Annotated in this window: 20 protein-coding genes; 2 read left to right on the forward strand and 18 right to left on the reverse strand. The window is 35.6% G+C overall.

Features of this window, described 5'->3' with window-relative positions; genetic code table 11:
* The 3 genes from JL102_RS00290 to JL102_RS00300 form a co-directional block, all read right to left on the reverse strand.
* Nucleotides 1-2,361 (reverse strand): sensor histidine kinase, encoded by a 2,361-nt coding sequence (locus tag JL102_RS00290; protein ID WP_202241430.1) that lies wholly within the window; start codon nucleotides 2,359-2,361, stop codon nucleotides 1-3.
* A gap of 22 nt (nucleotides 2,362-2,383) precedes the next feature.
* On the reverse strand, nucleotides 2,384-3,481 hold the full coding sequence (locus JL102_RS00295) for a 6-phosphofructokinase (protein ID WP_202241431.1): 1,098 nt from the start codon (nucleotides 3,479-3,481) through the stop codon (nucleotides 2,384-2,386).
* Nucleotides 3,482-3,617: 136 nt separating this feature from the next.
* Nucleotides 3,618-4,007, reverse strand: a complete 390-nt coding sequence (locus JL102_RS00300; RefSeq protein ID WP_202241433.1) for an acyl-CoA thioesterase — start codon at nucleotides 4,005-4,007, stop codon at nucleotides 3,618-3,620.
* 140 nt (nucleotides 4,008-4,147) lie between these two features.
* Between JL102_RS00300 and JL102_RS00305 the strand changes: the two genes are divergently transcribed.
* A complete protein-coding gene (locus JL102_RS00305; RefSeq protein ID WP_202241435.1) occupies nucleotides 4,148-6,007 on the forward strand; it encodes a M61 family metallopeptidase in 1,860 nt (619 codons plus the stop codon).
* A gap of 67 nt (nucleotides 6,008-6,074) precedes the next feature.
* Here JL102_RS00305 and JL102_RS00310 read toward each other — a convergent pair whose 3' ends face one another.
* The 5 genes from JL102_RS00310 to lipB all read right to left on the reverse strand — a co-directional run bounded on the left by JL102_RS00310 (nucleotide 6,075) and on the right by lipB (nucleotide 11,181).
* Entirely contained in the window at nucleotides 6,075-7,049 is a 975-nt protein-coding gene (locus JL102_RS00310) for a polyprenyl synthetase family protein (RefSeq protein ID WP_202241437.1), read from the reverse strand.
* A 25-nt stretch (nucleotides 7,050-7,074) separates the two neighbouring features.
* Nucleotides 7,075-9,228: a ribonuclease R gene (gene rnr, locus JL102_RS00315; RefSeq protein ID WP_202241449.1), complete on the reverse strand. Its 2,154-nt coding sequence runs from the start codon at nucleotides 9,226-9,228 to the stop codon at nucleotides 7,075-7,077.
* 110 nt (nucleotides 9,229-9,338) lie between these two features.
* Nucleotides 9,339-10,058, reverse strand: coding sequence for a 3'-5' exonuclease (locus JL102_RS00320; RefSeq protein WP_202241450.1), 720 nt, complete (start codon nucleotides 10,056-10,058; stop codon nucleotides 9,339-9,341).
* A gap of 2 nt (nucleotides 10,059-10,060) precedes the next feature.
* Nucleotides 10,061-10,465, reverse strand: a complete 405-nt coding sequence (locus JL102_RS00325) for a hypothetical protein (protein WP_202241452.1) — start codon at nucleotides 10,463-10,465, stop codon at nucleotides 10,061-10,063.
* On the reverse strand, nucleotides 10,462-11,181 hold the full coding sequence (lipB, locus tag JL102_RS00330; protein ID WP_202241454.1) for a lipoyl(octanoyl) transferase LipB: 720 nt from the start codon (nucleotides 11,179-11,181) through the stop codon (nucleotides 10,462-10,464). The genes JL102_RS00325 and lipB overlap by 4 nt, the downstream gene beginning before the upstream one ends.
* Before the next feature lie 26 nt (nucleotides 11,182-11,207).
* Here lipB and JL102_RS00335 point away from each other — a divergent pair, with 26 nt between their 5' ends.
* Nucleotides 11,208-11,564, forward strand: a complete 357-nt coding sequence (locus JL102_RS00335) for a YraN family protein (protein ID WP_202241456.1) — start codon at nucleotides 11,208-11,210, stop codon at nucleotides 11,562-11,564.
* Here the strand turns inward: JL102_RS00335 and JL102_RS00340 are convergent.
* The 10 genes from JL102_RS00340 to htpG all read right to left on the reverse strand — a co-directional run bounded on the left by JL102_RS00340 (nucleotide 11,561) and on the right by htpG (nucleotide 23,006).
* Nucleotides 11,561-12,283 carry a sensor histidine kinase gene (locus tag JL102_RS00340; protein ID WP_202241458.1) on the reverse strand — a complete coding sequence of 241 codons (723 nt, stop codon included), beginning with the start codon at nucleotides 12,281-12,283 and terminating at the stop codon, nucleotides 11,561-11,563. The two genes, JL102_RS00335 and JL102_RS00340, sit on opposite strands and share 4 nt — an antisense overlap.
* 174 nt (nucleotides 12,284-12,457) lie before the next feature.
* Nucleotides 12,458-13,114 (reverse strand): response regulator transcription factor, encoded by a 657-nt coding sequence (locus JL102_RS00345; RefSeq protein WP_202241460.1) that lies wholly within the window; start codon nucleotides 13,112-13,114, stop codon nucleotides 12,458-12,460.
* Nucleotides 13,111-13,485: a response regulator gene (locus JL102_RS00350; RefSeq protein ID WP_202241462.1), complete on the reverse strand. Its 375-nt coding sequence runs from the start codon at nucleotides 13,483-13,485 to the stop codon at nucleotides 13,111-13,113. The genes JL102_RS00345 and JL102_RS00350 overlap by 4 nt, the downstream gene beginning before the upstream one ends.
* Complete coding sequence (locus tag JL102_RS00355) at nucleotides 13,475-15,799, reverse strand: hybrid sensor histidine kinase/response regulator (RefSeq protein ID WP_202241464.1); 2,325 nt, start codon at nucleotides 15,797-15,799, stop codon at nucleotides 13,475-13,477. Before JL102_RS00355 ends, JL102_RS00350 begins: the two co-directional genes overlap by 11 nt.
* Nucleotides 15,783-17,231, reverse strand: a complete 1,449-nt coding sequence (locus JL102_RS00360) for a sensor histidine kinase (protein ID WP_202241466.1) — start codon at nucleotides 17,229-17,231, stop codon at nucleotides 15,783-15,785. Before JL102_RS00360 ends, JL102_RS00355 begins: the two co-directional genes overlap by 17 nt.
* Complete coding sequence (locus JL102_RS00365) at nucleotides 17,224-17,649, reverse strand: response regulator (protein WP_202241467.1); 426 nt, start codon at nucleotides 17,647-17,649, stop codon at nucleotides 17,224-17,226. Before JL102_RS00365 ends, JL102_RS00360 begins: the two co-directional genes overlap by 8 nt.
* Before the next feature lie 5 nt (nucleotides 17,650-17,654).
* A complete protein-coding gene (locus JL102_RS00370) occupies nucleotides 17,655-19,157 on the reverse strand; it encodes a sensor histidine kinase (RefSeq protein ID WP_202241469.1) in 1,503 nt (500 codons plus the stop codon).
* Nucleotides 19,154-19,594, reverse strand: coding sequence for a hypothetical protein (locus JL102_RS00375; protein WP_202241471.1), 441 nt, complete (start codon nucleotides 19,592-19,594; stop codon nucleotides 19,154-19,156). Before JL102_RS00375 ends, JL102_RS00370 begins: the two co-directional genes overlap by 4 nt.
* Before the next feature lie 521 nt (nucleotides 19,595-20,115).
* The gene (locus JL102_RS00380) at nucleotides 20,116-20,931 is read right to left on the reverse strand and encodes a toxin-antitoxin system YwqK family antitoxin (RefSeq protein WP_317191601.1); all 816 of its coding nucleotides are present in this window, start codon (nucleotides 20,929-20,931) and stop codon (nucleotides 20,116-20,118) included.
* A 182-nt stretch (nucleotides 20,932-21,113) separates the two neighbouring features.
* A complete protein-coding gene (htpG, locus tag JL102_RS00385) occupies nucleotides 21,114-23,006 on the reverse strand; it encodes a molecular chaperone HtpG (RefSeq protein WP_202241473.1) in 1,893 nt (630 codons plus the stop codon).
* Nucleotides 23,007-23,138: the final 132 nt, after the last annotated feature.

Genomic DNA, 23,138 nt, shown 5'->3' on the forward strand with positions numbered 1-23,138 from the left:
CTAGATATACGGAATTTCTACTGTAAAGATTGATCCTTTACCTTCTTCTGAAGACATAGTTATGGTTCCGTTTAATTTATCTACGGTTTCTTTAACAATGTATAGGCCAAGACCAGTTCCTGAGGAGTTTTCATTGGCACGATAAAACATGTCAAAAATTCTATGGTGATAGGTTTCTGGAATTCCAGGACCAAAATCACGTATAGATATTTCCACCCTATTAGAATCATTTTTGTGAACCTTTATTTCAAGGCGTTTGTCATCATTTTCTAAACATCCATAATGAATGGCATTACTTACCAGATTTCTAAGAATGACCCGTAGCCTACTGGGGTCTGTTTTAATCATTAGGGCCCGATCTATATCTTCACACCGGATAATCTGATCTGCTCCTGCAATATATTGGAGGTCATCAAAAATATTACAAAGCATCTCTGTGATATTGACCAATTCATAATCTATTTCAAGTCTCGCATTTCTGCTGAAATCTATTATATCTTTAATTGATTGATTGAGTCTTGAAATGGAGTTAGACATCATTTCATAATACACTTGTCGGTTTTCTACCTCCTTTTCATGTTTTACCAGATTAATTAAGCCCATTACTGAAGCTAAAGGGGCTTTTAAGTCATGGGACGCACTGTACACAAAACTATCGAGTTCTTTGTTTACCTTTTTTAGCATATCGTTTTGTGCCAAAAGCTGTTCTTCTGCGTTTACACGTTCTGTAATATCTTTTAAGAAAAATGAGGCTCCTGAAACCTTGCCTCTTTCTTCTATGGGGTAGGCATAAATTTCAAAATAGTTTTGCCCTTCCGTTTCAGTATCATCATTAACAATGTCTCTATAAACAGCCCTTTGGCCGGAGAGAATATCATCAAATCTGTTTTTCCATACTTTTTTTAACCTGGAATCTGATGGATATAAATCTAATAAGTTACTGCCCCTGCTCAGGTAGTTGCCATATGAAATGGCCCAAGACTGGGCAAAAACGGTATTGTAATCTATGAGTCTGTAGTTTCTATCTATAAGCCAGATCGAATTATCAGAATTATCGAGAATGGAACGTAGGTTCAACTCTTTTCTCAGAATGTCAGCAGTACGCTCCTTTACTTTTTCTTCCAGCTCTTTATTCTTTTGCTCTACCATGAGCTGCTTGTTCTTTTCTTCCCTTATCAGTGACTGGTAAATATTGTAAATTCTTACTCCTAGACCGTAAGATAAGATTATAGTACTACTGATGAATCCTATGTGGATGGCATATTTAGGTATAAAGCCGAAATCAAAAATCTGTAGATTATAGAAGTTAAGTATGAAAACGAATACAGCAAAAATAAGGCTAGCTGTGAAGAAATATCCGGCCTGGGGTATATTTAGCTTAATGGCTAACCAGCCAATAATAAGCATGAAAGGAAAAACTATGATTGACAATATTGCAGTAGCTACGAATGCCGCCGGCAAATAAGTAAACATGCAAATAAGAGTAATCACAGCAATAGCGCCGATTAACCACTTGGTGAAATTACTTATCTTACTGGACCAAGAACCAATATTGAGAAAGTCGGTCATAAAGAACAGACCCAATATTAAGGTAGTACATGTGGTTATTACATTTAAATATCCACTACACAAATCTACAATGGCAAAAAGAAAAAGCGAGTTAAAGCCGTCATTAGAGGTAGTGGATAATGATACGGAAAAAATATAGAGGGCATAGTATAGAAAAACATTAAACTTGGTGCTAATAAACAGTAAAATGTTGTATAGCATGAGAATAATAAGTGCGCCATAAAATAGCCCTAAAAATGTTCTTTCATTTGTGTTTTTAGATAGAGCTTGTGCATCATCTTCTATAGAAGCTGATATAGTAATAGTGTTGGGAGAAGTAATTTTGAAATAATAATCAGTGGACTGTAGTGGGTCTACCACTATCATAAAACTGTTCTGATTGCTTTGAATACTCTTTTCTTTTGGATTTACGCAGGATCCTGTAAGTGAGTGGGTAGTTCTACCTGATGCGCGGATTTCAAAAAGCTCTATACGCTGAATAGATTGGTCATAAAATTCAATAGCTAGGTGTACAGGGTCATACACCAATCCTACTACTTGAAGCTTTAACCAGATGGTCTGATTTCCAATTCCTTTCCTCAAGCCATTTTTTCCCATTTGGGACCAGGCTGTAGAGTCTAAATCAACAACATCATCTATATTAAGATCATTGTCCTGATTTACTATATAATCGAAATAAGAATTTAGATTTGTTTTTTTATTTAGCCCCTGTATTTCTAAGGTTTCCTGAGCCAGAACGCTGCTGCTAGAACCAAAGCATAATAGTATTAAAGTGAAAGAAATATACCTCAAGAGAATTTATAGTTTAAGCCACTTAATCACCAAAAGATATACCTATACCCTTAGCTGCCTGTACCAAGAAAGATTCTTTCTTAATATAGTTATATTCTACAATAGCATCTAATAAGGGAACTGAGGTTATTTCATTGTCTATGTAAGCGGCCATTCTTCCATATTCAAGGTTAAGCACCATTTCGAAAGCTTTTACCCCAAAGAGTGTAGCTAATATTCTATCGAAGGCTACAGGAGTGCCGCCACGTTGGGTATGGCCTAATACTGTTTCTCGTATGTCTGCTTTAAGTCCTGCTTTTTTGAGTTGTGCAGATAACTGATAGGCAATGCCGCCTAATCTGGTATTTTCATAACCTATCTCTCCGCTGAGTCTTTCTGTAACTTCTCCGGAAATAGGTTTCGCTCCTTCAGCTACTACTATATTGGCAAAGCCCTTTCCTTTATCATATCGCTTGTTAAGCCTTTTTACCACCTTCTCAATATCATAAGGAATTTCAGGAATGAGGCATACTTCTGCTCCACCGGCGAGTGCAGTATGTAAAGCTATCCATCCGGCATCTCTTCCCATCACTTCCATAATCATTACTCTGTGATGACTCTCTGCAGTAGTAACTAATTTGTCAAAACTATCACTAGCTACTTGTACAGCAGTACTAAAACCGAAAGTAAGATCTGTAGCCGATAGGTCATTGTCTATAGTTTTAGGTACACCCACAACATTTAAACCTTTTTCATATAGCTTTTGAGAAATTCTTTGCGATCCATCCCCACCTATACTAATTACGGCTTCAAAACCCATTTCTTCAATTTTCTTGATGAGCTCTTCAGAACGATCTATAATTTCCCAACTGCCATCTTCTTTTTCTATAGGGAATTTTAAAGGGTCACCTTTGCTGGTAGTCTTTAATATTGTGCCTCCTTTTACATGTATACCTGCTACTTTTTTGCTAGTTAGTTTTACTAGTTCTTGAGGTTCTTTGAGAATTCCATTAAAAGCGCCAATGCTACCCCATACTTCCCAGTTTCCTTCTTTTTTTGCGCGTTTAGCAATTGAACGAATTACAGCATTTAATCCTGGACAGTCTCCTCCCCCTGTAAGTACAAGAACTTTCTTATTCATGATCTAAATGTTAGTGATAGCAATAGACAATTTTAATTTGGATAGAAAAGTACACTATTTAATTTAACTTTTAAAACTATGGCACCACCTATTGGATAAGTGCAGCCATAGTTTCATATCTGATATATCGTAATAATTACGATTGCAAGCGATCTTTTACATATGTGACCTCGGTTTTACCATGTGGTTGAGGTGCACCATTTTCGTCCAGGCTCACAAAAACAATCTTGTCTACTGCCAGGATAGTTTTCCTCGTTAGCTTATTGCGTACTACGCAGCTTAATGTAAGTGAAGTAGTACCGAACTTACTAGCTTCCATTCCCAGCTCTATAATATCTCCTTCCTTTGCCGAACTTACGAAGTTTATTTCTGACATATATTTTGTAACACATCTCTGATTTTCAAGCTGAATGATTGCGTAAATAGCAGCCTCTTCGTCAATCCATCTCAATAGACTTCCTCCAAACAATGTTCTGTTAGGATTTAAGTCTTCCGGTTTTACCCATTTTCTTGTATGAAAATTCATTTTATCTAATTTTAGTATTTAATGATTTATTATATCGGGTAATATGTTCGCTAAACAGGACTTATATCCGATTGTAAAAAATTTTTAACTATTTCTCTTTTTTTTACGTTTGCAGGTTCAAATATATTTAACAATAAGAAATGAAGAAAATTGGTATACTTAGTATAGCTTTCCTCTTATATGGATTTACGCTATTTGCTAACGATGGTTATAATTATACGCTTGATCTTACTCAGGTAAAAGATGATAAAGTGTATATAGAATTAGTTACACCCAACATTAAGGATAAGGAAATTACCTTTTATTTACCTAAAATGATTCCAGGTACTTATGCTATTGAGGATTATGGTCGTATGGTATCCGCTTTCAAAGCCTTGGATAAAAAGGGAAGAGAGTTGGAAGTAGAGCATCCTGATGATAACTCATGGGTGATAAAGAAGGCCAATAAGCTTACGAAAATCACTTATTGGATTGAAGATACTTATGATACTGAGTTGGAAGGTCCTGAAATTTTTCAGCCAGCAGGTACTAATATTGAAGAAGGAAAGAACTTCATTATTAACAGTGGTGGTTATTTTGGATACTTTGAAGGTAAGAAGGATGAGCCTTTTGAACTTAAGATTATAAAGCCAGTAGGTTTTTATGGAGCTACAGGTCTTGTTCCTGCTAAAATTGATAAAAAGCAAGATGAGTTTAAGGTGGCCGGATATGATGAATTGGTTGATTCTCCAATAATGTATAGTCAGGCTGATACGGCTTTTGTGAAGGTAGGAAATACTGATGTTTTAGTAGCCTCTTATTCACCCAATAAGAAAGTAACTGCTAACGAAATTGCCGCCAGCATAGAAGAAGTATTAATGGCTCAGCAGAAATACCTGGGGGGTACATTACCTGTGGATAAATATGCTTTTATCTTTTATTTTACTGATCAGCCTGTAATGTCATACGGTGCATTAGAGCATTCTTATAGCTCTTTTTATTATATGCCTGAGATGACAATCACTCAAATGGCGCAGCAATTACGCGATTTTGCGGCACACGAATTTTTCCATATAGTCACTCCTCTTACCATTCATAGTGATGAAATAGCTGATTTTGATTTTAATGATCCTGAAATGTCAAAGCATTTATGGATGTATGAAGGAGTTACTGAATACTTTGCAGGGAATATGCAGGTAAAATATGGACTGATTACTCCTGAAGAATATTTACAGGTATTGAGAGAGAAAATGATAACTGCCACACAGTTTATTGATACTGTAGCTTTCACCACCATTAGTAAAGGTACGCTTGATCAATATGAAGATCAGTATTATAATGTTTATCAAAAAGGTGCACTTATAGGAATGGCGCTAGATATTCAATTGAGAGAATTATCTAAAGGTAAATATGGTGTTCAGAATCTATTGGCTGATCTTTCTAAGCGATATGGTAAAGATAAGGCTTTCGATGATGACGAGCTTTTTGGCGTAATAACAGAGTTGACTTACCCGGAAATAGGTGAATTTCTTAGTACTTATGTAGGTGGACCTAAACCACTTCCATTAGAAGACTTATTTAATAAGGTAGGCGTAACTTTTACTCCGGAGAAAATCGTGGAAAGTTTAAGCTTAGGTTTGCAGCAAAATAATATAGCCGTAGCACCTTATAATGGAAGTCAGTATCTGGCTATTCAGAATGCTGAATACTTAAATCCGCAAGGAGATTCTTTAGGTTTCGAGAATGGAGATATTGTAATAGCTATTAACGGTTTAGATACTCCTCCGTTAGGTCCAGAACTTGGTAACTTCATTGGGCAGGTACAAGAATCTTTAGAAGTTGATGGTACGCTTTCTTATACAATTATGAGAGAGAATACAGATGGAGAACTGGAGAAAAAAGTATTAGGAGCTAAGGTCTTCCCTATTCAGCAAGCTCAAATATATGTGTTAGAGTTTGACGAAGATCCTACTCAAGAGCAATTGCAATTACAAAAATACTGGTTGGAACCACAACAGTAAAACATAAAAGGCTACTCAAACAAGTAGCCTTTTTCATTATAAGTCTTAGTAATATTTTGCGTTATTTTTATTTTTCGCGATTGATCAAGCCCTCGGCAAATTTTTTTAAAATGGCCTTTTTATGAAGGGGAGCTTCTACTGCTTTTAAAGATTCAAATCCTTTTATGAAGTATGCGTTCATTAATTCTTCAGTAAGTTCTTTAATCTTTAGCTGATTATATATTTCTGTTACGGCACTTACCTTTTCTTTCACATCGAAGGCCGTTTTTGAAATCCAGTTTTCCAGTTCTTGCTTTTGTTTGCCCTTGGCTAACTCCAAGGCACGAATGAGAAGAAAAGTTTTCTTATTTGAAATGATATCTCCACCTACTTGTTTACCAAATTTTTCCGCATCGGCGTATACATCCAACAAGTCATCTTTAAGTTGAAAACCGATGCCTATATTAATGCCAAAATTCCTAAGTGCTGCACCATTTTCTTCTGTGGTATCTGCTAAAAGGCCGCCCATTTCTAAACTGAACCCTAAAAGTACTGCAGTCTTAAGCTTTATCATTTCAATATATTCCTTTTCATCCACCGTTTTTCGGGTCTCAAAAGTCATATCCATTTGCTGGCCTTCGCATACTTCCGCGGCACACCTATTGAATGCTTTTAACACTTGCATTATTCTTGGGTGCTCTTCGCTCATAATCATTTCATAAGCCTTGACCAACATTACATCACCTGAGAGAATAGCAGTGTTATTATTCCACTTCTCATGTACGGTTGGCTTATTTCTTCTCAGAGGTGCTTCGTCCATAATGTCATCATGCATAAGAGTGAAATTATGGAAAACTTCTACTGCTATCGCCTGAGGGATTATGGACTTCACATCATCTTTAAATAATGAGTAGGATAATGTGGCTAGTAAGGGCCTTAGTCTTTTACCACCAAGGTCCATGATATATCTAATAGGTTCATACAGCTCATCAGGTTCTACACCATACTTCTGCTGATTGATTTCCTTTGAAATTAGCTCTAAAAGCTGTTCTGTACTTTTCATTTATCTAAAAAAGGCTAAGCTAAGTTTAATCTGTTTCTTCAACAAATATCAGGTCGATAGTTCGGCGGTCTATGTCTGTAGCTTTTACTTGTACCTTTACCTTATCTCCCAGGGCATATATCTTTTTATTGTTATTGCCTATTACTCTGAAGTTCTTTTCATCATATTCATAGAAGTCATCTTTAAGATCAACCATGCGAACCATGCCTTCGCACTTGGTTTCTACAATTTCTATGAAAATGCCCCATTCCGTAACACCAGAGATAATCCCTTCAAATACCTTGTCTTCTACTCCTTGCATAAACTCTACTTGCTTATACTTAATAGAGGCGCGCTCTGCATCTGCAGCTCTTTTTTCTCGCTCTGAGGAATGAGTACATTTTTCTTCATACTCTTGCTTGTCGGCTGATTTACCACTATCTAAATAATGTTGTAACAGCCTATGTACCATCATATCAGGGTAACGACGGATAGGAGAGGTAAAGTGTGTATAATGTGGAAAAGCTAAACCAAAATGGATGTCTGCAGCGGTAGTATATTTGGCTTTAGCCATTGCTCTTATTGCTAATTGTTGCAGTACGTTTTCTTCAGGCTTTCCTTCTATTTCATCTAATAGCTTGTTTAAAGATTTTGATATAGCAGTTTCCTCAGTTTGTAAGCTATGCCCAAACCTTTTAGCAAAGGAGGAAAATGAATTGAGCTTTTCAGGATCAGGATAATCATGCGTTCGGTACACAAAAGTATTCCTTTCTTTATCCTTCTTAATATCATGCACATATGAGGCTACCTGCTTATTAGCAAGGAGCATAAACTCTTCTATAAGCTTATGTGCATCTTTCCTGATTTTAGGAATAACACCCAAAGGTCTTCCTTTTTCATCTAGTTTGAATTTGACCTCTGTGCTTTCGAAATTAACGGCACCTTTTTTAAATCTCTCTTTCCTCAGCTTTTTAGCCAAACCGTTAATAAGCTGTAGCTCTGGAGCAAGATCTCCAACGCCTGTTTCTATACTAGCCTGAGCATCTTCATAGGTAAATCTTCTGTCTGAGTGAATAATAGTTCTTCCAAACCACTCTTTTAGCACATTAGAATTTTCATCTATTTCAAATACTGCAGAAAAAGTCAGTTTATCTTCACGAGGCCTCAAAGAACAAAGACCATTTGAGAGCCTTTCTGGTAACATAGGTATGGTTCTGTCTACTAAATAAACTGAAGTAGCTCTGTCATACGCTTCTTTTTCTAATAAGGAGCCTGGTTGCACATAATGGGTAACGTCAGCTATATGTATACCTATTTCATAGTTTCCGTTTTCAAGCTTTTCAAAAGATAAGGCATCATCAAAATCTTTCGCATCTTCCGGATCTATAGTGAAAGTAAGGATTTCTCTGAAGTCTCGTCTTTTGGCAATTTCCTTTTTAGTAATCTTATCGGAAATTTTCTCTGCTTCTTCTTCTATTTCTTTAGGAAATTCAAAAGGAAGATCAAACTCAGCCATGATAGAATGTATCTCCGCATTATTATCACCGGCTTTTCCTAGTACCATTTTCACTTCACCTTCGGGGCTTTTATCATGCCCTGGCCATTGGGTGATTTTTACTATTACCTTGTCATTGTGAGCGGCACTGCTCGTTTTGTCTAACGGTACAAATATGTCTTGATGAATTTTTCTGTTGTCAGCCACCACAAAGGCAAAGCGTGGAGAAAACTCTATTCTTCCTACAAATTGATCTTTGTTACGCTCTATAATATTAACCACTTTCCCCTCAGGTCGTTTTCCGGCGCGAGTGGGTATAACCATTACATCTACCAAGTCACCATCAATTGCGAAGTTCAAATCTTTGGCTTTGATGTATATGTCGTCTTCATCTTCAGGAGTGAGTAGATAGGCAAATCTGGGGTTAACGTGGTCTAGCTTACCTCTTATTAAATCTGGTCTTTGGGTACTTTTGTACCTGCCACTATTATTTAAAATTTGGCCTTCCTGAGTGAGGGCAGAAAGAACCATAGGTATGGCATTATTGTAGTCTTTCCTTCTGAAACCTAACTTTTTTGTAATTTCTTTAGTAGAATACTCTTTATCAAAATTTTGGTGGAGAAGAGATATTATTTTGGCTTTTAGTTTATTTTGAATGCCATCACTCTTTCCTTTCCTTATTTTTTTTCTCTTTTTTTTACTCATAAATAAGTGTTGAATCTTTACAAAGATGCAACCAATAACATTATTTTAGGTTGAACCATTATTAATAAACAATTATTTATTAACAAGCGACAATGCTTTAGGTTATTCTCTTAATAATCAGTTACATCTATAATTTTGAAATCCTCCAGAGGAATACTTTTTAATTTAAGAAATAATTTGGCAGTAACTACTACATCTCTCAGGCAATATTCCGCTATTCTTCGGAGGTCTTTAGTTTCATAATATACCTGATTTACTTCACTGCCATCGATATCCGATTTGCTGGAGGTAATGTTAAAAATAGTGGCAAGCAGGTCTAAAGAAGTGTAGTGCTTCCAGTCGCCAAACTTCCACATGTCCATAGTATCAATATGCTGTACTTCCCATGGCTTTTTGCCCATAAGGTTGAGCACTTCTGGTAGAGGTATTCCGTTAATTAATAATCTTCGGCTCAGATAAGGAAAGTCGAACTCTCTACCATTATGTGCGCATAATGATAACCCGTTTTTGGAGAATTTGCTTAATGTATCTACAAATTCCGTTAAAATAAGTTTTTCATCGTGATTAAATAGTGCTTTGGTTCTGAATATGGGTTGCTCTTCATTCTCAAAAGAGAAGAAGCCTAAACCAATAGTGACTATTTTACCGAATTCGGCAAAAATACCGGCACGGTCCTCAAATACTTCTTTATCTGTAAGATCGTCACCTTTTTTCAAAAAAGAAGTTTTTCGGGCCCATTGCGTTTTTAGTCGATCTGGCAAGCTGTCATAATCATCGGTGCAGCCTACAGTTTCAATATCTAAAAACAATATGTTCTTGAGCGGATACATGCTTAAGAATGTAGGATACCTTCCATCTTTAGTTCTTTAATATATACCAAATTTTCATCTTGAATGGAGTCAGGTACGAAGATGAACTTTTTGTCATAAATGGTAGATCCGATATAATAGCTCACCCAATATTCGTTGTTGAGGTGAAATACGTCTGGGTTTATAGGTTCAATAAGCGCAGTGCTCTTAGCTGCTACCGTTTGTAAGAAATGCCTTAAAGTAGATGTCTTTTGTTCTTCTCCATCTTTTTTGCCATATCCTGTAGAGCTTACTAAGGTGTTTTCTATATCAAAACTATTGTTGTTAATAAGGTACACGTGCCATTCTACAGCGTTTAGCTCATTTACCTTTTTGGCTATAGCCAATGTTACATTTTTTACTTTTGGTTTTTGAATATCTTCTTTCATAAGTACAATTCCATCTCAAAAAGAGCGGCAAGGTGCCTTTTAAGTTTAGCCTTTACTTCATTGATGTCCTGGCGTGTTCCTAACTCTTGTTCCAGGCTGGTTACAGCCTTATCATCTATACCGCATGGGACTATATTTTTAAAATAATTCAAATCTACATTAACATTAAAAGCAAAACCATGCATAGTTACCCATCTGCTTGATTTTACACCTAATGCGCATATTTTTCTGGGATTTTTTCTTTCAATATGATCTATCCACACACCTGTAAGCCCCTCTATCCTACCCGCTTCTATGCCATATTCTTTCAAGGTCTTAATTATAGCCTCTTCTAAGAATCTAAGGTATTTATGAATATCGGTAAAAAAATTATCTAAATCCAAAATAGGGTATCCCACAATCTGCCCAGGACCATGATATGTAATGTCTCCGCCCCTGTTTATTCTGTAAAAAGTGGCCTCTTTTTCTTTTAATTGCTCATCGTTTATTAGTAAATTTTCTGGATGCCCGCTCTTTCCTAAAGTATAAACATGAGGATGCTCGCAGAAAATAAGGTAATTATCCGTGATGATGGGATCATTATCTTCAGCCTTTCTGTTTTCTATTTTAATGTTTACAACCTTATCAAACAGCTCGGTTTGATAATCCCAGGCCTCTTTATAATCGATAGTGCCTAGGTCTATCAACTTTACTTTTTTATTTAAAACCGTATTCACAATTACTAACTTTAATGTACAAAGGTATGAATAATATAAACACTAAGGCGAAAACTGGAAGAGAAGGGGAAGATGCTGCAGTGAATTATTTGATTTGCAAAGGTTACGAAATTTTGGAGAGAAATTATAGGTATCGTCGCTCTGAAGTGGATATAATAGTTAAAAAGGATGATATCGTCATTTTTGTAGAGGTGAAAACCAAATCATCTACGGCTTATGGATATCCGGAAGAGGCCGTGAACCATATTAAGGTAAAAAAAGTGACAGAAGCAGCGGATCATTTTACTTATGAGAGAGGCTGGCAAAAGGATATACGGTTTGATATAATTTCATATAATAATATAACTAAAAAGATAGATCATTTTATTGATGCCTTTTATTAACATTCTGGAAAGTTATTTAAACTGTTCGGAATTTTGATGATAAAGTTGCTTCCTACTCCACGGCTCGAAACCACCTTTATACTACCATTCATCTTTTGTAAAACCTCTTTTACCAAGTATAGGCCTAAACCTGAACCTTTTGAGTTTTTGGAAGAGCGGAAAAACATTTTGAATACATTCTTTATGTTGTCTTTACTAATACCTTCCCCATTGTCGCATATTTCGATGTTAGCCTCATACTTATTTACTTTTATGGCTATATCCAGAAAATTATTTTTTGCCCCTGATTTCTGATAACAAATGGCATTATCAATTAAATATTTAAGAATGAGCAATATTCTATTTTTATCTCCAATTAAGATGGCTTTCTGCATTATCCGCTTACTTAAATTTATTCCTTTCCTTTTAATAAGTGGTGTCATAGGAACCACTACTGCATCTATGATTTCATAAAAGTTTACTTTTTCATTTTTAATAGGCTCTTTAGTATTGATTAGATAATTTTCCATGGACTGGATGAGTCGATCCATTCTTACAGTACTTTCATCTATCCACCTTAAATATTGTTCCCTATTTTTATCACTCTGAGATAATTTAGCTAAATGAATTAGGTCTTTTATGGAACCTAAAGGACTTTTTAAGTCACTAGAACAACCGAGAATAAAATGCTCCAGCAGGTCGTTAGCTTCTACTAAGTCTTGATCTAATTTATTTTTCATATCCCTAAATCTTCATTCCCTGATACAAATTTGTCAATAAAGATTAGTGACTTTTTAAGGGTTTTTCCTGAAAATTTATATTAGGTAAAGCACTTAAATAGTGTTTTATAGCGGTAGATTCAAGTATAAGAATGTTATGAGCAGCTGGTAAATATTATAAGTGTTATTAATTTTTTATAGCTCTATAATATTATTTTTAATGGCATACTTCACAAGTTCGGCGGTGTTTTTTAAGCCGAGTTTTGAAAGAATATTTGTTTTATGAGTTTCAACAGTTTTAACACTTATAAAAAGTGCATCTGCTACTTCTTTGTTGCTTTTACCTAAAGCTACTTGCTCCAGTACTTCCATTTCTCTGTTGGAAAGATCAGTATTCTTTTTTACAGGCTTTTTATTAGATGATTCTTGCTCATAGAAGTTTTCAAATACTATCTCCATTATGGATGGGCTAAAGTACTTTTCGCCTGCATTAACTTTTCTAATGGCTTCAACGAGGCCTTCTTTATTGACATTTTTTGGTAAGTATCCATTTATACCGGCTTTGGCTCCCAGAGTAATGTAATCTTTACTTACTTCGCTCGAGAGCAGAATTACTTTTATTTCAGGGTTTTGCTCTTTGATCCACCTGGTAGCCTCAATGCCACTCATTCCTTTCATTACAATATCCATAAGTATAATGTCGGGTTGCATGCTCTGTGCTGCGTTTATGGCATCTTCTCCACTTTCTACTTTACCTACTATCTGAACAAATTCGATATGTTGAAGCATGGAGGCTATTCCCTCCCTCATTAAGGTATGATCATCAACCAACAATATTTTTACAGGAGTCATGAGCTTTTATTTAAAAGGCTTTCAATAGAATAAATAAGTTCATCTGCAGAGCACGGTTTCTTCAAATAAAGATCAGCTTTTACCTCTTTGGCTTTATCTATATTTTCTTTAGACGCCTGGGCAGACAGAACTATGATAGGTATATGTTTATGTTTATCTAAAGACCTAATTTTTTCGATAAACTGGAAACCATTGATCTCTGGCATAAGCACATCTGTAATGATGAGGTCAGGTAACGTTGTGGCCACTTTGCGCATACCTTCATATGCATCGTTGGCAGTTTCTACCTCATATTCCTCCATTTTTAGAATATCAGTGATTTCTTCTAAAAGAGGAATAGTGTCATCTATGATTAGGATCCTATTTTTCATCTACAGGAATTTCTACTTTTATCATGGTACCTTCATTCAGTTCACTTTCTACCTCAATGTTTCCATTTTGCATATCAACTGCTTTTTTTACAATGGACAAGCCTAGGCCTGTACCTTGTATAGCATGGGCCTGGTTAGATCTATGAAAAGCTTCAAAAATTTTGCTTTTATCCTCATCGTCTATACCGATACCCCAATCTTTGACTTTTATGGTAAGCAGGCCGCTTTTATATATAACATCAAGCAATACCTTTTTCTTCCCGGGCGAGAATTTGACGGCATTGGTTAATAGATTGATTACTATATTTCTCAGCAGCTTTTCATCTATTACGGTCATGTTTTTTTCCAGACCAAGGGAAACCACTATTTCATGGGTGTTTTGGGTGCTATTAGTTACTTCTTCTTTCATTTTTAAGAAAAATTCCTGAATGTTTAGCACGTCGGGATTTACTTTAATGGTTCCTGCTTCTGATTTACCAATTAGCAATACATCATCCAGCAGATAAGTCATGTGACGAACCTGCTCCATGACTTTGTTGAGCTTTTGTTGAGAATCTTGTGGGGTAAGCTTTTCACTGTATTTTAAAAGGTAGTTAGCCGCGAAGTTAATAGTGGATAGAGGGGTTCTAAACTCATGGGATGCCATAGAAACAAACTTTGATTTTAAAGCTACCAGCTCTTTTTCCTTATTCAGGGCTTCTTTCAGTTCCTTAGTTCTTTCGGCTACCTTATGTTCCAGTCGTTCTCTGTAGTCTATAAGCTCAGTGATATCCTGACCTACACCTAAGAGGCCAATAATGTCATTGTTAATGTTTCTGCGTGGAGTAGCATTGAACAGAATGGTTACTACTTTTCCAGTGCGAGTGTAAATGGGTAATTCGTAGTTGGTAACACTCTTACCTCTGAAAGCTGACTTGAGTAAATTAGTTACCGCTACCTTGTATCCGTCTAATATAAACTCGTCTATCAAAGTTTTACCCATAATTTCCTCTTTGCTATATCCGGTGATTTTAGAGGCAACTTGGTTCCACTCATTAATTTTTCCGTACCAGTCTAGCCCGAAAATTGGTGCGTTAGCAGTATCTATTAGAGTGGTAAGTTCTTGAGCCACTGCTGTAACCCGCTCTTCATATACTCTTTGTTTGGTAACGTCTGAAATAGAAATAACCACTCCTGTTTTACCATTCGGCTGTAGGTATAGAGAGGAGTTAAAAGAAAGCCATAAAATATTGCTTTCTTTAGGTAGGCCAATAACTACATTGGAGCAGGGCTTTCCTGTTTTTAATGTAATCTTATGTGGCAGCTGTTCTGTTGGAAAAGGGGTACGGTCTGGTTTAATTAATTGAAAGTGTTCCTCCAGATTAGTGAATTTGTTTACTTCATCGTAAAGGCCTAATATCAGAGAGGCACTTTTATTATAATTAATAATAATTCCTTTTTCATCATAAAGTATGACACCTTCGGCAATAGATTCTACTACGCTTTGATATTGTGATTCACTTTCTATTAGCAGGTCATAGGCTAGCTTTTGTTCTGTAATATCTCTGGAAGTAGTAAGAATTTGTTTGAGCTCTTTATTTTCATAAATAGGCTGAGCTATCGTTTCTAGATAGATAATGATACCTTCCTTTCTTCTCAATTTATAATCTAAGCGAATGGACTGTATTGTGCTTTGCTCTCTGAATACGCTCCATATTCTTTCTTCTAATAGGCCTTTTTCATGAGACAACAGCAGGTTTTCAGGTGCGCTATCAACCAGCTCTTCGTAATTATAGCCAGTTATCTTCTTAGCTGACGGACTTACCCATAGATAAGTGCCAAAGGGGTTGTGAAGGCAAACCAAATCATGAATGTTCTCTGCCAATAACTTATATTCCTTTTGTCGCTTGGCCAAGGCCTTTTCTGCCTTGTACCTATTTTTCCTGTTTTCAGCCTCTTTTAGCTCCCTCTCTATGGCCGGAATAAAGCGAGCCAAATTATTTTTTATGATATAATCATTAGCTCCTTCTCGCATTGCATTAACAGCATCTCCATCTTCTATAGTACCAGATACTATTATGAAGGGCACATGCAGGTCTCTATTACGAGTTATTTTTAATGCTGCCTGGGCATTAAGTCGAGGTAATTGATTGTCACTAATAATAAGATCCCACTCCTCTTGTAGTGCCTCAATAAGTTCTTCTGAGTTTTGAACACGCGTATTCTTTCCTGTATATCCTTCTTTTCTTAATTTATTGAGAATAAGTTCGAAGTCGTCTTCAGAGTCTTCTATAAATAGAATTTTAATGTTCTTTTTGTTATCCCCAGAGATCATTTAAATCCGGAATTTTAATAATGAATGTAGAGCCACAGCCCTCTTTACTATTTAAGTTAACTATTCCATTTAATTTGTCCAATGCGCTCTTGACAATATATAACCCTAATCCTGATCCTTGAGAAGATTCATTAGCTCGATAGAACATCTCAAAGATATTTTTTTGTAGCTTAAGAGGAATTCCCTGACCATTATCTTCTATACAAAGTGTAGATATATTTTTTTCCTTTGAGGCGTATATTCTAATAAATTTTCTGCTTTTATCCTTCGAACGGTACTTTATAGCATTTTCTAGTAAATTTTGAATTACAGATCTAAATAGTCTTTTATCACTTAAAATTTCAATGTCTTCACATTCCTCTAATTTTATTTCAACATCATCAAATCCATCTGAAAATTTCAAGCTGTTAATTACATCATTGAGTAGCAAACTGAGATCGAAAGGATCTGGTTTGATTTGCCCTTGCTTGATTCGTGTGATATTTAGTAACTCGTTGAGTGTATTATTTAGCATTAGGGTGCTGTTATCAAACATTTTTAATAAAAGCTGCACTTCTTTATTTTCATTAAAATCTTTCATTCCAATGTTAATAAGACCCTTAATAGATGCTACTGGTCCTTTGAGATCATGCGATATGCGGTACATGAGTGTTTCCAGCTCATTATTAATTTTAATGAGGTTTTCTTTTACCTGTCTTTGCTCGGTTACATTTTTAGCTATGATAGTAATACCTTCTTCTGTGGGATAAATGCTACCCTCAAAATATTTATGGGTGCCATGTTGAAATTCGAAATGTTGTGACTTTCTTTCATGTAAAACCTGTCCAAGAAGTGACTTTAGTTTTTTATTTTCAAAGGCAGGAAGCACTTTAAAAATTGGAGTTTTTATAACTTCATTACCTATAGCAAATTCATTTTGGGCATGTTCATTCCAAAAGGTAACGTTAAAATCAGCATCAAGAGCTATAAACACATCTTGAATACTGCCAGAAAGGAAGCGATACATTTTTTCACTTTGCTCGAGCTTCTTTTCTATTTTAATTTTTTTAATTTTGTTATCAGACTCTCTGACTTCCCTTTCAATGGCAGGCAAGAGACGATTCAGGTTGCCCTTAAATATATAGTCATTAGCTCCTGCTCTCATGGCACTCACTGCTGCCTCTTCTCCAATAGTACCCGAAACAATAATAAAAGGCAGGAAAAAATTTTTTGAGCGAGTAATTTTTAAAGCCTCTTGAGCATTAAATTGTGGCAGAGAGTTATCGCTGATAACCAAATCCCAAAGATCTTCTAAAGAATTGATGAGTTCTTCTCTACTCTCTATTCGTTTAGAATTTAATTTATAGCCGGCTCTTCTTATTTGCATAACCAATAAGTCATAATCATCTACAGAGTCTTCTATAATTAGTATTTTAAGCAATGCTTCACTCATTCTTAGGCCTTTTTTCATTTATAACCAACCAATATAAACCTAACTGTCCTACTACTTCAGTAAACTTTGAGAAGTCAACCGGCTTACGAATGTAGCTATTGGCACCGAGGTTGTAACTTTTAATTATATCTTCTTCTTCCGTGGAAGTGGTGAGAATTACAATAGGAGGACGATCAATCTCTACTTTGTTTATTTCTCTAAGCACATCCATACCATCTAGTTTAGGAAGCTTAAGGTCAAGTAATATTAATGCTGGCTTAATGGCTTCATGATTTTTATTACCTAATAATAAATCTAGAGCTTCAGTACCATCACGAGCGATGACTACATGGTTAAGAATATTTTGTTTTTTCAGCGCCCTGAGGGTTAGAGTAATATCATCCTCGTTATCTTCTATTAGTAGAATTTCGTCTGACATAGTATTTAGTTTAATGTGAAGTAAAATTTAGATCCTTGATTCAACGTGCTTTCTGCCCATACTTTCTCTCCATGCCGATTTTGTATTCTCTTTACGGTAGCCAGGCCTATGCCTGTTCCGTCAAATTCACTGTCACTATGTAGTCTTTGAAAAGCGCCAAACAGTTTAGATGAATACTTCATGTCAAAACCAACTCCGTTATCCTGAATTACTATGGTCTTCTTATTATTGATCATTTCCATGTGTAGGCTTACCTCGGGATCATCCTTTTTGCTGGAATATTTGGCAGCGTTCTCTAATAAATTTTCCAGCACTACAGAAATAAGTCCGCGATCTGCATTTCCCATGAGGTTGGGTTGTATCTTAAAATTTGTGTTGGGATAGTCTTGAGCAAGACTAGATACAACTTGATTAGCAATTTCAGAAATGTTTATTTCTGATATATTAATATCTTGTCTGGTTATACGAGACAAAGTAAGTAAATCATCAATAAGTCTTCCCATTCGTATACTCGCCAAAGAAACCCGCTTGAGATAGTTTTTCCCGATTTCGTCTAATTGTTCGGAGTAGTCTTCTAAAAGGGCTTGGCTAAAGCCATGAATACTACGTAATGGAGATCTTAAATCGTGAGAAACAGAATAACTGAACGCTTCCAATTCTTGGTTGGCTACTTGCAGTTGCTGTGTTCTTTCCGTAACTATATCTTGAATTTTTTGCTCGGCGATTTTACGCTCCGTTATTTCTTGTATTTGGCTAATGAAATATTGAGGAACCCCACTGCTACTCCGTAGCAAGGATACATTGAGCTGAGCCCAGAATACAGAGCCGTCTTTTTTATGGTACCTCTTGTCCATCTGATAGCTTTTGATTTTACCATCTACCAATTCTTCCACATATTTCAGATCATCATTCAAATCATCCTTATGAGTAAGGCTTTGAAAGTCAGTTTGGTATAATTCATTTGCACTATAGCCAAATATATTCTCTAATGCTTTGTTTACTTGTATCCAATGGCCGTGTAAGTCGAGTACGGCTATGCCTATAGGTGAATATTCTATAGCAGACTGAAACCTTTGAGTACTTTCATTAAGGGCTTCGTCTTTAAGTTTGTCTCTGGTAATATCTAAGCACAAGCCAGTTATTTCTTGCTCTTCTGTGGATAGCACTGGTCTTACGGTACCAATGGTTTTGATATGTTTTCGGTTTCCGTATCGATCAACAATTCGGATATCAAACTGGAAGCTCTTATTTTGCTCTCTTGACGTTTGAAGGATTTCTAATACGCGTTTACGGTCTTCCGGATGAATCCTATTAATAAATGGCTTAGCAGATCCCTTTTTTTGTTCTGTTTCCAAGTCGAATAACAAGTGCATTCTTTCATCACTAGTCATTAGGTTGGTAGAACTATTCCATGACCATACCCCTGCTTTGGCAGCTTCAGTAGCCATTTCCAGTACTAATTGTGTTTCTTCTAGTTCTCGTTGATAGTTCACTGTGCTGTCCATCATATTGAAACTTCGTTTTGAGGTTCTTCGGGTATGTGTTTGCTCTCAGATTTTAATGTCTGATCAATTTCATTCATCTTGAGCTTCCTAATTTTTTTGAAATGGAAAAGGCTAGCCATCATCCATGAAATTATAATAGTAAGGGATAGGTTAAAGAATACCGAGTGGATACCCAGCTTTACTGGAGATAGAAAAGGTCCAATCACAATAAAAAGGCTTATCAATAAAGCGATGAGGAACGGTAAAACAAGACTTTCCGAATCCTTTATGGCAATAAAAGCTATCACGTAAAAGCTACTTGTTGCTATTCCAAGTGCAGAAATTATATCGATATAATAAGCAGTGGCTAATGATAGAAATAGCACAAGGCTGTTTATAGAACGGAGCGTTCTCGTAGCTGAAATATTAAATGATAATTTGTTACTTATAACCTTCCTCACAACCTTCTTTTTGATTATTATTCCTGCTTCTGTCTAATTGCCTTTACAATGTTTATGCTCAAGTTATATCGCAACAACAGTTTTGTTTTACTTTAAGCTTAAAACCAATAAAACCGACATTAGGGTCAGTATGTTCAGTAAAAACATGAATAGATAATGTGATGTGTAAGGAACTACTCTTTTTTGAGGTTTTAGAATACAAGTATTTTAAAGCGTATGAGCTATTATGCCTACAATAAAAAAAATTAGGATAAATTGTGCAAGCAACCTCATAATACCAACATATTCAAGTATTTAAATATCGTTATATCTTTAAAAAAACATATAGGATATTTTATTAACCTTATACTCACATTATTTACATTTAATCATGATAATAATATACCAAAAAATCACTAAATAATGAATGGGTAATTTTTGAGCTATAGGTAATATTTGAAGAGAAATTAGGGCTTAATATCCGACAGTAGTTATTTGTACCAGTAATAGTTATATTATTTCGGCGTCTTTGAGGTTAGATTTTATCTTTTTTCATATACTAATTTACCTCTTTGATTCCATTCTTTCCATGTATATGGATTCATGTCATCATTATAGGGTTCTTTAGGGTATCTTACTACCTTTTTTCTGCGGCCTGTAGTATAGTATTCTACCCAGTCTCCCACTCTTTGATCCCATTTAAATTCACCACGAACAGCGACTCTCCCATTTTCATGGAAGTAAAAATAGTTTCCTTCTTTTTCACCGTATTCGATAGGTACTATTTCCTTCATTTTTTCACGATTTCTATCGTAATAGCTTACTTTCGATTCTTTCGGCCATCCTTTGTAGTATTTTTCTTTGTCTACCAGTAAATCATTTTTATCATATTCTACCCATCGGCCATGTTTCATACCTTTATAGAATATGCCTTCTTCTATAAGTTGTTCACCCTGCATACGCTTATAAGGACCATGAAGTACGGCACCATGTTCCTGATCTACTTCTCCTCCATGTCGAATAGCACCTCTGCGATAGTCTACCCAATAAATATCTCTTACGTAAGGGTCTAGTTCAATAGGATCTTTTATTACATAAAATAGCTCATAACTTTTTCGTGTTCCGCTCCCACTTTGAGTAAACCGTTTTTTTGTTTTTATACCATAAAAGACCTTTTTCTTTCTTTTTTTCTTTTTGGGCTCTACAGTATCGTCTTCCTCTTCCTTGTCATCATCCAATTCTATGGTGATAGGTGTGTTTATAGTAAACATCTTATCTGTACTTTCGGGATCAACCTCCTGAGCTTTAGCATGGATACCAATAAAAAGAAGCAATATGATTAGAAAAGGGTATTTCACAATAAATTTTAGTTTAGGATAGTTAACGTAAAGAACTAAATTTTATTTCTATTCTTCAATAAGGTTAGGTTTATAAAAGTTCCAAAAAATATATTGATGGTCCTTTTTATATTTATTTTCTAAAAAATAAGGCCATTCATTTTACAACGAATGGCCTAAAAATGTTCAAAATTTACAGCAGCTTATTCGGCGGCCATTTCTATACTTCTTTTGATAAAGTTAGTGAGGTCTTTACCTTGTAGCATATTTTGAGAAAGCATAGCCAGGTCATAAGCTTGCTTAGCTAGTTGAGCCTTTTTCTCTTCGTTATCAGCATTCAAGATTTTACCTACAATGTTATGATTACCATTAACAGACATCTCAAACTGATCAGGCATACTACCCATCATAGCATAAGGGCCACCACCATTTTTAGCCATGTCCTTCATTCTTCTCATAAACTCAGACATAGTTATGGTTACAGGCATATCATCAGGAGATAGAGACTCTATAGAGATATTCATACTTGGGTTATTCACTGCCTTCTCAAAGATCTCTTTTACTTTTTCTTCTTCTTCCTTGCTTAGAACACTGGCAATGGTTTCTCCCTTGTCAATAATCTTTTCTATATTTTCAGCATCTACACGCTTTAGCTGCGTCTTTTCTATTTTTTGCTCTAAGAAGTTAACGTAATGACTATCGATAACTCCGTCTAATAGAAGCACATCATAGCCTTTATTTTTGGCTGACTGTATGTAAGCGTCTTGTTTGCCGGCATCTGTTGTGTAAAGGTAGATTACGTTGTCATCTTTATCTTTTTGAGTTTCCTTTACTTTTTCTTTGTACTCCTCAAAAGTGAAGAACTGATTTTCAGTGTTAGTGAACAGCGCAAAATTCTTTGCTTTATCATAGAATTTATCTTCACTAAGCATACCGTATTTTACAAATACACCTATGTCATTCCATTTAGACTGGTAAGATTCTCTGTCTTGCTTAAAGAGTTCTTCCAGCTTATCTGCTACTTTTTTAGTAATGTGATTATTGATTTTCTTCACATTACCATCAGACTGTAGATAACTTCTTGAAACATTTAGAGGGATATCAGGAGAATCGATAACACCGTGTAGTAACATTAAGAACTCAGGAACTACATCCTTTACCTCGTCAGTGATAAACACTTGGCGAGAATAAAGTTGTATTTTGTTTTTCTGAACCTCAAAGTCATTTTTCACTTTAGGGAAATAAAGAATTCCCGTAAGGTTAAAAGGATAATCTACATTCAGGTGGATCCAGAATAATGGATCTTCTGACATAGGATAAAGCTCTTTGTAGAAGTTTAGGTAATCTTCATCTTTAAGATCTGAAGGTGCTTTAGTCCACAAAGGATCAGTATCGTTAATTATTCTGTCTTTAGTAACAGACTTATACTTAGGCTTGCCTTCATCATCTTTTCCATCTTCTACTTGCTCTTCTTTAGTGCCAAATTTAATAGGCACTGGTAAAAACTTGCAGTATTTATCAAGAATAGACTTTAACTTCCATTCATCTAAAAATTCCTCAGAATCTTCTGCTACATGGAGGATTACATCTGTACCTCGTGTTTCTTTAGTGGCCTCAGTGATTTCAAATTCGGTAGATCCATCACAAATCCAACGGGCAGCTTCAGCAACTTCTTGGTGTGATTTACTGATGATTTCTACTTGGCTGGCTACCATAAATGCCGAGTAAAAACCTAAACCAAATTTACCAATGATATCTTTGGCATCTCCTTTATCTTTAAACTTCTCAACAAATTCGGTAGCTCCAGAAAAGGCAATTTGGTTAATGTATTTTTTGATCTCTTCGGCGGTCATACCAATACCTCGATCACTTACGGTAATGGTCTTTTTTTCTTTATCGAAGCTTACTTCTATGGTAGTGTCTCCTATCTCACTGGTGATTTCTCCTAATGATGATAACCTTTTCAGCTTTTGAGTGGCGTCTACTGCGTTAGAAACCAACTCCCTTAAGAATATCTCGTGATCTGAATAGAGGAATTTTTTAATGATTGGAAAGATATTCTCCGTATGGATTGAAATGGTGCCTTTTTCTGCCATTGCTATTATGAGTTAATTTTAAAATTCAGTTTTACAATCATCGGCTGACCAAAATCTATTCCATTAGCTAAGTGATGACAAATTGACAGATTTTCCCGTTTTTCTATAACTTAAGAAGGAGCTAAACACTAA

This window comes from Fulvivirga sediminis (assembly GCF_016757215.1).
GTDB lineage: Bacteria > Bacteroidota > Bacteroidia > Cytophagales > Cyclobacteriaceae > Fulvivirga > Fulvivirga sediminis.